Below are 11,769 nucleotides of genomic sequence, written 5' to 3' on the forward strand. Positions count from 1 at the left end.
TGACTCGCCATTCACTGCAATCGACGCCTTGTCAAAAGCACTCTGCAGCACTCACGCTAAGCTTTGCAGAATTATTCAGAGGTGCCTATACCTCTGGTTTATTCTTCGATAGCTACGGATGGGCAGCTCTGGCGCTTTACCATTCGTTCATCCTTGTAGGTTTCCAGATGAATATCAAAACCCCAGAGAAAATGCAGGTGTTTAAGCACTTCGTGAGTGTCGGTCGACAGCGGCGTACCATTTTGCATGGTATGACGCAGGGTCAGTGAGCGATCGCCTTCAAGATCAACCGACCAGATCTGAATATTCGGCTCACGCACCGACAGGTCATACTGGCGGGCCAGCATTTCCCGCAGAGTACGGTAGCCACGCTCATCATGGATGGCTTCAATCAGGTATTTATTTTTCTCGTCATCGTCATAAATGCTGAAAAGATGGAAGTCACGCATCATTTTCGGTGACAAAAACTGCTGGATAAAACTCTCATCCTTGAAGTTGTTCATGGCGAAGTGCAGGGTCTCCAGCCAGTCTGATCCGGCAATATCAGGAAACCACTCTCGGTCTTCATCCGTCGGATTTTCGCAAATACGTTTAATATCCTGAAACATATTGAAGCCAAGCGCGTAAGGGTTTATGCCACTGAAGTAAGGTGAGTCGAAGCCCGGCTGCAGAACAACGTTGGTATGTGAGGTGAGAAACTCCATCATAAAGCCATCGGTAACCTTGCCCTCATCATAAAGATGATTGAGCAGGGTGTAGTGCCAGAAGGTTGCCCAGCCTTCGTTCATTACCTGGGTCTGACGCTGTGGATAAAAGTACTGAGATATTTTACGTACAATACGGATAATTTCGCGCTGCCAGGGCGCGAGCAGCGGCGCATTTTTCTCCAGAAAATACAGAATGTTCTCCTGCGGCTCGCTGGGGAATTTCCGTTTCTTATTATTCTTCTCTGCTTTCAGTGAAGCTGGCAGTGTCCGCCAGAGATCGTTCACCTGCTGCTGCAGGATATTCTCCCGCTCCTTCTGCCGTGTTTTTTCTTCTGCCGCAGAAATAGGTTTTGGCCGGCGATAACGGTCGACGCCGTAATTCTGCAACGCGTGGCAGGCATCCAGCACCTGTTCAACTTCTTCCTGGCCATAGCGCTCTTCGCAATGGCGTACATAATTTTTGGCAAACAGCAGGTAATCGATAATTGAGCTGGCGTCTGTCCAGGTGCGGAATAAATAATTGCCTTTAAAAAAGGAATTATGGCCGTAGCAGGCATGGGCGATTACCAGTGCCTGCATCGGCATGGTGTTTTCTTCCATCAGGTAAGCAATGCAGGGGTCGGAATTAATAACGATTTCATAAGCCAGCCCCATCTGGCCGCGCTTATAACCCTTTTGCGTAGCCAGGAACTGTTTGCCGTAAGACCAGTGGTTGTAGCCGATGGGCATACCAACCGATGAGTAAGCATCCATCATCTGCTCGGCGCTGATGATTTCTATCTGATTCGGATAGGTATCCAGCTTATACAGTTTGGCGATGCGGGCGATTTCGCGGTCGTAAACTTCAAGCAGTTCGAACGTCCAGTCGGAGTCGGTCGACAGATATTCTCTGGCCTTTTCGCTCATACAGCCTCCTGGTAACGATCCTTGGCAAACAGCTCGCGGAACACCGGATAAATATCACCGGGATTACGGATCTGAGCCATGGCAAAGCGTGAAGCAAACTGACGGCTCAGGCCGGTATAGGCCTCCCAGAGTGCCTGATGCTGATTAGGCGTAATTTCGATATAGGCAAAGTACTGCACCATCGACAGCAGGGAGTCCCCGAGAATTTTGGCGCACAGCGGAGAGTCATCGTCCCAGTTATCACCGTCTGAAGCTTGGGCGGCATAAATATTCCAGTCGGTGTTCTGGTAGCGTTCTTCGACAATTTGCTGCATCAGTTTCAGGGCGCTGGAAACAATGGTGCCACCGGTTTCACGTGAGTAGAAAAAGTCTTCCTCACTGACTTCCCGCGCACTGGTATGGTGGCGGATAAATACCAGTTCAATATGCTCATAGTTTTTCTGCAGGAACAGGTACAGCAGAATATAAAAGCGCTTGGCGATATCTTTAATGTCCTGAGTCATAGAGCCTGATACGTCCATAATGCAGAACATAACGGCCTTGCTGCTGGGAGTCGGAACTTTGACCTGACTGCGATAGCGCAGATCGAGATCGTCGAGGAAGGGGATGGTTTTCAGGCGCCGTTCCAAGTCGGCAATCTGTTCTTGCAGAGCCAGAACTTCGGCAGTATCCCCAGCGTTTTTCGCCAGATGCTCAGCAAGTTCCGCCTGCAGTTCTTTTAATTTCTTGCGTTTGCCGACGCTCATGCCAATGCGTCGTGCATGGGCATTACGCAGTGAGCGGACAACCGAGAGGTTATTGGGTGTACCTTCGGAGACAAAACCGGCACGCCGGGTTTTGAATTCCTTGGACTGGCTCAGCGTTTTTTTGATCATGTTGGGCAGAGCCAGATCATCAAACAGGTAATTCAGAAACTCGTCGCGGGTGATATAAAAGGAAAACTCATCTTCCCCTTCGCCCTGATTGCTGGCTTTGCCCGAGCCGCTGCCGCCCCCTCCCTGCTGGGGTTTGTCCAGCTGATCTCCGGCATGAAATTCTTTATTGCCAGGAAATACTCTGTGCTGCTTCCCCCCGGAACCATGGCTGATGCTGGGCTCATGGGTATTGCGCGTCGGAATGCTGATCTGTTCGCCGCGCTCCATATCGGTAATGGAACGGCGATTGATGGATTCCGACACGGCTTCTTTTATGTGTTGCCGGTAGCGGCGTAAAAACCGCTCCCGGTTGACCATGCTTTTGTTTTTACCGTTCAGGCGACGGTCAATAATATAAGACATGGCTCACTCCTTATCAGCCGACAGGATTGCTGTTGTCGTTGCCTACTGCGATTTACGCACGCGCAGATACCACTCAGACAGCAGCCGTACTTGTTTCTCTGTGTATCCTCTCTCGGTCATACGGGCTACAAAGTCGTCGTGTTTCTTCTGGTCGTCGGATGACGATTTTGCCGAGAAAGAAATAACAGGTAACAGATCCTCGGTGTTGGAGAACATTTTTTTCTCGATAACGGAGCGCATTTTTTCGTACGACTGCCAGGACGGGTTATTGCCATTGTTATTGGCACGTGCGCGCAGTACGAAGTTGACGATCTCGTTACGGAAATCTTTAGGATTACTGATGCCGGCCGCTTTTTCGATTTTTTCGAGTTCTTCGTTAATCGAAGCGCGGTCAAGCATTTCACCGGTTTCCGGATCGCGGTATTCCTGATCCTGAATCCAGAAGTCGGCATAGGTTACGTAGCGGTCAAAAATATTCTGACCATATTCAGCATAGGATTCGAGGTAAGCTGTCTGAATCTCTTTACCGATAAAGCCAACGTATTCGGTCGCCAGATATTCTTTAATAAAATTCAGGTAGCGGTTATGCACTTCTTCCGGGAATTGCTCCTGTTCTATGGCCTGCTCCAGAACGTAGAGCAGGTGAACCGGGTTAGCTGCCACTTCGGTTGAATCAAAGTTAAAGACTTTGGACAGAATTTTGAAAGCAAAGCGGGTGGAAATCCCACTCATACCTTCATCAACGCCAGCGGCGTCACGGTATTCCTGAAGCGATTTTGCTTTCGGATCGGTGTCTTTCAGATTTTCACCGTTATAAACCCGCATTTTTGAATAAATACTGGAATTTTCCGGCACTTTTAAACGTGAAAGTACGGTGAACTGAGCCAGCATTTTCAGCGTATCGGGGGCGCAATGGGCGTTGGCTAATGAGCTGCCGGAAAGCAGTTTTTCGTAGATTTTGACTTCTTCATTAACACGCACACAGTAAGGCACTTTGACGATATAAACCCGGTCAAGAAAAGCCTCATTGTTTTTGTTGTTTTTAAAGGTCTGCCATTCCGACTCATTGGAGTGAGCGAGAATAATTCCCTGATAAGGAATGGCGCCCATGCCTTCGGTGCCGTTGTAGTTACCTTCCTGAGTGGCGGTCAGCAGCGGATGCAGCACTTTAATAGGTGCTTTGAACATCTCAACAAATTCCATCAGGCCCTGGTTGGCGCGGTTCAGTGCTCCGGAATAGGCGTAAGCGTCCGGGTCATCCTGGGAGTAATCTTCCAGCTTGCGGATATCAACTTTACCCACCAGAGCAGAAATATCCTGGTTGTTTTCATCGCCGGGTTCGGTCTTGGCAACGGCAATCTGATCCAGAATGGATGGATAGAGTTTAACGACTTCAAATTTACTGATGTCGCCGCCCATTTCATGCAGGCGTTTGACCGCCCAGGGCGACATCACATGGCCGAGATAATGGCGCGGAATTCCGTAATCTTCCTGCAGAATCTGAGCGTCTTCTTCCGGGTCGAATAACCCCAGAGGTGATTCAAAAACCGGAGAGCCTTTAATTGCATAAAACGGAATATGTTCGATCAGGTGCTTGAGGCGTTCGGCCAGAGAGGATTTACCGCCGCCTACGGGGCCAAGCAGGTAGAGAATCTGTTTGCGTTCTTCCAGACCCTGAGCGGCGTGGCGGAAATAGGAGACGATATTTTCCACTGCTTCTTCCATGCCGTAGAACTCGGAGAAGGCCGGATAGCGTTTGAGTACTTTGTTGGAAAATATGCGGCTTAAGCGCAGGTCTTTGGCGGTGTCGATTAATTCCGGTTCACCGATGGCCATCAGCATGCGTTCAGCGGCTGTGGCGTATACACTTTTGTCCTGTTTGCACAATTCGAGGTATTCCTGCAGGCTCATGACTTCTTCCTGCGTGGCGGAGTACCTGTCTTTGTATCGGCTGAATACGCTCATAGTTCACCTCTCCGGTAGCAACTGTTCGGTCTTGTAATTTTTTTCGGTTACATAAAATTCCGTTAATTAATGCCTGTTTCTCTCAGACCAGTATGGTTCAGTTTGGTTGAGTCGTGCCACTAAATAATTTTATTACACGCTTTTTTAAGGCTGGATTTCCGATCCGGGATGACTGTTTTTTGTCGCCCTGATCAGCCTGTATTTAATTATGCATTGAGCGTGCCGCTTATTACTGAACGGAATAGAAGAGCTGCTTCAGTAACGCCGGGGATGGCTCAGATTCAAGGGAGGGGGAAAGGAGAGGGGAGACCACAGCGTTTGCTGTGGCCGGTGTTATCAGCTGTGCTCGCACCACTCCGGGAATGCCAGTTTCCACATCTCGTAGCCGCCATCCAGGCTGTAGACATGGGTATAGCCCTGCTCGCCGAAGAACTGTGCAGCGCCCTGACTGGAGTTGCCATGGTAGCAGCAGACGACCAGCGGCTGATCTTTGGCTGTGGCTGCCATAAATTCTGTCAGATTCTGGTTATCGACCCGCTTTGCCGCGCGGATATGACCGGCGGAATAGCTCATGGCATCTCGGATATCGGCAATGGCAGCATTGCCCTGCTCAAACAGGGCTTTGGCATCACCGGCTGTAATATGTTTAAACGCACTCATGTATTACCTCGCTTGGCCCCGCTGTTGTATGGGGCGGTGTTATACGGTCTGAGCCGGCACCCGGAACCATTGCTGGTCGTCGAGACGCAGGGCTGATAATTCTCCACCCCAGACACAACCGGTATCCAGAGCATAAACATTGGTGCCATTCGCTTTGCCTTCCAGTGCCGCCCAGTGGCCAAACAGCAGACGGGTGGTTGCTGCGGCGCGGTTTTCCGCTTCAAACCAGGGCAGGTAACCCGGCGGCGCCTGATCCAGACCTTCTTTGCTGAGCAGATCGAGCTGGCCGGCCGGGCTGATAAAGCGCATCCGGGTCAGATAATTGACGATCAGGCGCAGGCGCTCCATGCCCTGCAGACCTTTCTGCCACTGGTCGGGCAGGTTGCCATACATCTGGCGGAAGAACTCAGCGCAGCCTTCGCTCTGCAGCACGGCTTCGACTTCCTGTGCCCGTTTGCGTGCCTTGCGTGCACTCCAGGCGGGCGGAATGCCGGCGTGGCTCATGCACCAGTTACGCGCTTCATCCAGCACGACCAGAGGCTGAAAGCGCAGCCAGTCGAGCAACTCATCGCGGTCCGGAGCATTGAGCACCGGTGTCAGGGTATCGCTGCTGCGACTGTTGTGGCCGCCGTAATGCATGGCCAGCAGATGCAGATCATGATTACCCAGCACGCAGCGCACGCGGTGGCCGAGGCTTTTGGCAAAACGCAGGACTTCGAGCGATTGCGGACCCCGGTTAACCAGGTCGCCGGCCAGCCACAGCTGATCTTTGTGCGGATCAAACTGCACCAGTGCCAGCAGACGCTGCAGGGGTTCGTAACAACCTTGAATATCACCAATTGCGTATATTGCCATTTAGTAATTTTCTCGTCGAGGCGTTGTGGGCGAATGTCAGTTCAGGGCGTTGGGTGTCGCCAGGGTAAACACCGGAATGGTGGCGTGAAACAGGGTGCCGTCATCCGCTTCCATCACATAGTAACCGCGCATGCTGCCAACCCGGGTGGCGAGTACCGCTCCGGAAGAGTAGCGGTAGCTTTCATGCGGCTCGATGGTCGGCTGTTCGCCGACCACGCCTTCGCCTTTGACTTCCTGCACATCGTTGTTGCCATCGGCAATAAACCAGTGGCGTGAGCGCAGGGTTGCGGCCTGCTCGCCGCGGTTATGAATATCGATATGGTAGGCGAAGACAAAGCGCTTCTCGTCCGGCACCGACTGCTGCTCGAGGTATTCACACTGCACGCTGACCACAATGCTGTCGTCGAGGCTCATGCCTGTTCTCCGCTGTCGTCCGCGTTTGCATCAGGCGCAGCATCGGCGTCAGCCTGCTGCAGTTCGTAAACGGCATCGGCGATGCGCACGTATTCTTCCAGCGTCAGACGCTCCGGGCGCAGCGTGGTATCAATACCAATGGCTTCCAGCTGTTCGGCGCTGATCAGGTTTTTCAGGGTATTACGCAGGGTTTTACGGCGCATGCTGAAGGCTTCGCGCACCACGCGTTCCAGCGTTTTGGTGTCTTTCGCCGGGAAAGGCAGCACATCGTAAGGGCTCATGCGCACGATGGCGGAATCGACCTTGGGCGGCGGATTAAACGAGCCAGGGCCAACGATAAACAGCGGCTCCACCTTGCAGTAGTACTGCGCCATGATGCCCAGGCGGCCATAGTCGGAAGTACCGGGGCCGGACGCCAGGCGATCAACCACTTCTTTCTGCAGCATAAAGTGCATGTCCTGCACGATGGTGTGATGGGAAAGGAAGTGGAAAATCAGCGGTGTGGAAATGTTGTACGGCAGGTTGCCGACAATCCGCAGCTGCTGACCCGGTTGCAGCAATTGGCGGAAATCGAACTTCAGCGCGTCGCCTTCGTGGATGCGGAATTCCGGAAAGTTAAAAAACTTGGTGCGCAGAATCGGGATCAGGTCGCGGTCGAGTTCAACCACGTCGAGCTTACCGCAGGCGTCTAACAATGGTTCGGTCAGGGCGCCCATACCGGGGCCGATTTCGACCAGCGCATCGCTGTGCTTCGGGTTGATAGCACGCACGATCTTATCAATCACATGATGGTCGTGCAGGAAGTTCTGACCAAAGCGCTTACGGGCTTTATGGCCCTGGGCTTTCGGAACGTGACCCTGAGCTTTGGAGTTGTGTCTTGTCATGTCAGTTTGCCATTTGCAGTGCGACTTCGATGGCGGTCAGCAGGCTGCCGCTGTCAGCCTGTCCGGTAGCGGCAAGATCGAGCGCCGTACCATGATCGACCGAAGTCCGGATTACGGGAAGTCCCAGGGTTATATTGGCGGCGCGGCCGAAGCCGTGAAACTTGAGCACCGGCAGGCCCTGATCGTGATACATGGCCAGGGTTGCGTCCGCCTGTTGCAGATGCTTGGGAGTATAGAGGGTATCGGCGGGCAGTGGGCCAATCAGATCCATGCCTTCATCGCGCAGCTGCTCAAGGGTCGGAATAATAATATCCAGCTCTTCACGGCCAAGATGGCCATCTTCTCCGGCATGCGGATTCAGACCAGCAACCAGAATGCGCGGTTTGGCGACACCAAAGAAGGTTTGCAGATCGTGATGCAGAATACGGGTTACGCGTTTGATGCGATCCGGGGTAATGGCATCGGCGACAGCGCGCAGCGGTAAGTGAGTGGTTACCAGGGCCACACGCAGATCGCTGGTGGCCAGCATCATCACCACTTCTTCAACGCCACAGTAGTCGCGGAAGTATTCGGTATGACCACTGAAGGCGATGCCGGCGTCATTGATAATGCCTTTGTGCACCGGGGCGGTCACCATACCGGCCCAGTGTTTATCCAGTGCGCCCTGTACGGCGACGCGCAGGGTTTCCAGCACATAGGCGCTGTTGGCTTTGTCGAGCTGTCCGGCACGTACCGGAGCACGCAGACTGACCGGACAGACGGTCAGCTCGCCGGCGGCGCTGGCAATGGCTTCAGCAGCCGGGTCAAACTCACGCAGGCGCAGTGGCAGGCCAAGCTGCTCTGCGCGCTGCATTAACAGATCCGGGTCGGCAATAACGACGCGTTCGCAGCTATGCGGCTGTTGTGCAATCTGAATACACAGATCCGGACCAATGCCTGCAGGCTCTCCGGAGGTAATGGCCAGGCGCAGCGTCATGGACGCTCCTTGATATCAACATAGGCTTCGGAGCGGATCTTACGCAGCCAGATTGGCAGTTCTTCTTCAAAGCGGCGGCCGTACAGCATCTGGCGCACCTGATTGCGCTGGTTTTCGGCGCCGACATCGGTCTGGCGACGGTCTTCAACCTGCAGAATGTGCCAGCCGAACTGGCTCTCGAACGGCGCGCTGATTTTTCCGGCACCGGTCTGCTGCATGGTGGCATCGAATTCCGGCACCATGTCGCCCGGATTCACCCAGCCCAGATCACCGCCACTGGCGCCGCTGCCCGGGTCATCGCTGAATTCCTGTGCCAGAGCGGCAAAGTCTTCACCGGCCTGCAGGCGCTGATACAGCTGATTAATCAGCTCTTCTGCCTGCTGCTGGTCGCGTACCTCGTTGGTGCGGATCAGAATATGGCGGGTTTTGGTCTGGGTAATCAGCTGGGTGTTGCCACCGCGTTTATCTTTAAGCTTGATGATGTGATAACCGCTGGCGCTTTTGATCGGATCGGAAATGCCACCCACCTGCAGCTTAGGTGCCACCGGGGCGAAGATGCCCGGCAGCTGGGCTTCTTTACGCCAGCCCAGATCGCCACCATCGAGGGCGGTACGGCCACTGGATTCAGCAATGGCCATCTGCCGGAAATCGGCGCCATTACGCAGTTTCTTCACCAGCATTTCGGCTTTTTTAGCGGCGGCCTGCAGATCGGCCGGTGAGGCTTCAGAAGGCACGGCAATCAGGATATGGCCCAGATTGTATTCCGCGGCGGAAGCCATTTTGCCCAGATCGGAGGCGAGGAAGTAATCGACGTCCTGATCGGTGATCTGAATACGTTCACCGACCTGAAAGCGTTGTACGCGGGATATGCGCATTTCATTCAGAATCTGCTGGCGGGCGCTGGCAAAGGACACACCTTCTTTTTCCATCGCTTTCTGGAATTGCGGCAGCGTCATATTGTTCTGTGCAGCAATACGTCCCAGTGCTTCGTTCAGCTGAGCATCGCTGATACGGATACCGCCGCGGTCAGCCATCTGCAGCTGAATGCTTTCCAGAATCATGCGCTCCAGCACCTGAGCACGCAGCACATCGGCCGGCGGCAGAGCGCCACCGGCATTCTGGCGTTTTACGCTGTCAATGCGTTCAGTCAGTTCACTGGCCATCAGGATGTCGTCATCGACAACGGCGACCACTTCATCAATGGGTACCGGAGCAGCCAGCGCGTGCTGACTTGCCAGGGCAAAAATACTGCTGAGCAGGAGGGTTTTAATAGTCATGGTATTGTCGTCTTGAGTATCCGGTTATGCCTTCACTGATAATTTCGTCGGTGCCACTGCCGAAGCTGCCGAGACCTTTGAGCTGAATGCTGAGCATAAAGCCGTAGCGTTTGTCGGTGCTGAATTCGGCATCAGCATCGGTATCTTTGGGCGATGTTTCGCGGTACAGCATCTGTACCCGCCAGCAGCAGTTCTGATATTCGATACCGGCCAGGGATTCGAGTACCGGGCTGACCGGCTTTTTCTCGGTGCTGTTGCTGTCATAAGAGCGCAAATCGCGCAGCTGGCGTCCAACCAGTGCCCAGCGGTCGGTCAGCGACCAGAAGAAGCCCGCATCCAGCTGCTTGGTGCTGGTCAGCACTTTGTCGGTTGTGTTGTTGTAACTTTGCACCGTGTTGGTGGCAACGTTCAGGAAGCGGTTATTCAACCCTTCAAAGCGCACACCATAACGACGCTGACGGGCAAAGTCTTCGTAGGTGTCCCATTCCAGCGTGTGGTACAGCGACCACTTTTCATCCGGGTTCCATTCCACTTCGCCCAGCGTACTGGATGTGGCCTGAGTATCCGCGTCAGGCACGGTGCTGCCGTTCAGCTGCACCAGACGGTCCTGGTTGTACCAGATACGACCGACGCTGGCGCGGAATTGTTCCAGACCGTCATCGCGGATAAAGCGCGTGGTCAGACCGGCGCTGACCTGATCAAGGTCGGCCAGACGGTCGCCACCGGTAAAACGGTCGCCGTTAAACAGGCTGGCGTAGGTGACGGTGGTTTTGGTGCTGTCGAAATTAGGAATCTGATCCTGCCCGGCCAGATACGGGCTTTTCACCCAGAACAGACGTGGCTCCAGCGTCTGCTGATAGTCGCTGCCAAACCAGTCGAATTCGCGTTCAAAAAACAGACCGGCATCGACACTGTAGCGGCCGGTTCCCTGGCTGACGTCCAGCTCGGGGTCGGTGAGCGTGTCGTCGGCGTTGGTGAGGTTATAGCTGCGCTGGCGGAATTCGGCCTTGGGACGGAGAAAACCAAATGGCCATTCCAGCGGGTAGGCAATGCTGGTGTCGGACAGCAGGCGGTCACCGTTGAGGGCGGCAAAGCCGCTGAGGGTTTGTTCGCTGTCATTAATAATGGCTTCGTCTTCGCGGGTAAAACGGGTGGCCTGCAGGCGTTGCTGAATCTGCAGGGCATTGATCACCAGTGGCTGATAACTCAGGTTCAGCTGTGGCAGACGGCGGTAGGGACGGTTACCGAGGGCGATGGTTTCGTCGATGGTCTGGAAACTCTCGGCGGTAATATCAAAATGCCAGCTGTTCTGATCCCAGAGAATCTCACCGCGGCGTGGCAGGTGGGTGGTGCGGTCGATGGCCGCAGTCGGACGCATATCGCTGAGGTAATCTTTGTCGCTGATGTTGTTGTATACCCAGCGGTGCTGCCAGCCAGCGCCGAGTTCACCGGATTGCTGATAATTCACCAGCCAGCGTTCTTCGCCTTCGGTAGCGTCTTTATTGAGGTAGCCGTAGTTCAGTTCGCCGTCACCAAACCAGCGGGTTTTGTGTCTGAACTGGCTTTCCCACAGCATGCCGCGGTCGAGGATATGATGCGGCACGATGGTGGCGTCGGCATTGGCGGCAATGTTCCAGTAAAACGGCAACTGAATATCTTCCGCCTGAGCATATTCATTCAGGGTGAATTTCGGATCGAGAAAACCGGTCATGCGCTGGTCGCCGATCGGAAAGCGGTAATAAGGAATATACAGCACCGGTACTTCGGCCACGCGTACACGGGTATGCCAGGCGCTGCCGATGCCTTTATACTGGTCGAGGTGCAGTTCACTGGCGGCCAGATCCGAGT

At 54.0% G+C, this 11,769-nt stretch carries 10 protein-coding genes; all 10 read right to left on the reverse strand.

What is annotated here, in order from left to right; translation table 11 throughout:
- Positions 1–98 precede the first annotated feature (98 nt).
- Positions 99–1,613, reverse strand: a complete 1,515-nt coding sequence (locus B3P58_RS05670) for a SpoVR family protein (RefSeq protein ID WP_145466419.1) — start codon at positions 1,611–1,613, stop codon at positions 99–101.
- Complete coding sequence (locus tag B3P58_RS05675) at positions 1,610–2,890, reverse strand: YeaH/YhbH family protein (RefSeq protein WP_225693054.1); 1,281 nt, start codon at positions 2,888–2,890, stop codon at positions 1,610–1,612. The genes B3P58_RS05670 and B3P58_RS05675 overlap by 4 nt, the downstream gene beginning before the upstream one ends.
- Before the next feature lie 42 nt (positions 2,891–2,932).
- Positions 2,933–4,855 carry a PrkA family serine protein kinase gene (locus B3P58_RS05680; protein WP_225693055.1) on the reverse strand — a complete coding sequence of 641 codons (1,923 nt, stop codon included), beginning with the start codon at positions 4,853–4,855 and terminating at the stop codon, positions 2,933–2,935.
- 336 nt (positions 4,856–5,191) lie between these two features.
- Positions 5,192–5,515, reverse strand: a complete 324-nt coding sequence (gene glpE / locus B3P58_RS05685) for a thiosulfate sulfurtransferase GlpE (RefSeq protein WP_225693056.1) — start codon at positions 5,513–5,515, stop codon at positions 5,192–5,194.
- A gap of 39 nt (positions 5,516–5,554) precedes the next feature.
- Entirely contained in the window at positions 5,555–6,370 is an 816-nt protein-coding gene (locus tag B3P58_RS05690; RefSeq protein WP_286716464.1) for a symmetrical bis(5'-nucleosyl)-tetraphosphatase, read from the reverse strand.
- Between the two features lie 36 nt (positions 6,371–6,406).
- Positions 6,407–6,784: a Co2+/Mg2+ efflux protein ApaG gene (apaG, locus tag B3P58_RS05695; protein ID WP_145466414.1), complete on the reverse strand. Its 378-nt coding sequence runs from the start codon at positions 6,782–6,784 to the stop codon at positions 6,407–6,409.
- Positions 6,781–7,668, reverse strand: coding sequence for a 16S rRNA (adenine(1518)-N(6)/adenine(1519)-N(6))-dimethyltransferase RsmA (rsmA, locus tag B3P58_RS05700; RefSeq protein ID WP_230331620.1), 888 nt, complete (start codon positions 7,666–7,668; stop codon positions 6,781–6,783). The genes apaG and rsmA overlap by 4 nt, the downstream gene beginning before the upstream one ends.
- Before the next feature lies 1 nt (position 7,669).
- Complete coding sequence (pdxA, locus tag B3P58_RS05705) at positions 7,670–8,644, reverse strand: 4-hydroxythreonine-4-phosphate dehydrogenase PdxA (RefSeq protein WP_230331621.1); 975 nt, start codon at positions 8,642–8,644, stop codon at positions 7,670–7,672.
- Entirely contained in the window at positions 8,641–9,921 is a 1,281-nt protein-coding gene (locus B3P58_RS05710; protein ID WP_145466411.1) for a peptidylprolyl isomerase, read from the reverse strand. The genes pdxA and B3P58_RS05710 overlap by 4 nt, the downstream gene beginning before the upstream one ends.
- Positions 9,911–11,769: LPS-assembly protein LptD (locus tag B3P58_RS05715; RefSeq protein ID WP_286716465.1), on the reverse strand; the 1,859-nt coding region annotated here is incomplete at its 5' end. The genes B3P58_RS05710 and B3P58_RS05715, both read right to left, overlap by 11 nt.

The sequence above is a fragment of the Thalassolituus sp. UBA2009 genome, from assembly GCF_002335285.1.
GTDB classification, from domain to species: Bacteria; Pseudomonadota; Gammaproteobacteria; order Pseudomonadales; family Oceanobacteraceae; genus Venatoribacter; species Venatoribacter alkanivorans.

Coding starts and splice junctions, on each gene's coding strand:
- B3P58_RS05670 (WP_145466419.1), bottom strand. CDS start 1,613: ATGAGCGAAAAGGCCAGAGAATATCTGTCGACCGACTCCGACTGGACG.
- B3P58_RS05675 (WP_225693054.1), bottom strand. CDS start 2,890: ATGTCTTATATTATTGACCGTCGCCTGAACGGTAAAAACAAAAGCATG.
- B3P58_RS05680 (WP_225693055.1), bottom strand. CDS start 4,855: ATGAGCGTATTCAGCCGATACAAAGACAGGTACTCCGCCACGCAGGAA.
- glpE (WP_225693056.1), bottom strand. CDS start 5,515: ATGAGTGCGTTTAAACATATTACAGCCGGTGATGCCAAAGCCCTGTTT.
- B3P58_RS05690 (WP_286716464.1), bottom strand. CDS start 6,370: ATGGCAATATACGCAATTGGTGATATTCAAGGTTGTTACGAACCCCTG.
- apaG (WP_145466414.1), bottom strand. CDS start 6,784: ATGAGCCTCGACGACAGCATTGTGGTCAGCGTGCAGTGTGAATACCTC.
- rsmA (WP_230331620.1), bottom strand. CDS start 7,668: ATGACAAGACACAACTCCAAAGCTCAGGGTCACGTTCCGAAAGCCCAG.
- pdxA (WP_230331621.1), bottom strand. CDS start 8,644: ATGACGCTGCGCCTGGCCATTACCTCCGGAGAGCCTGCAGGCATTGGT.
- B3P58_RS05710 (WP_145466411.1), bottom strand. CDS start 9,921: ATGACTATTAAAACCCTCCTGCTCAGCAGTATTTTTGCCCTGGCAAGT.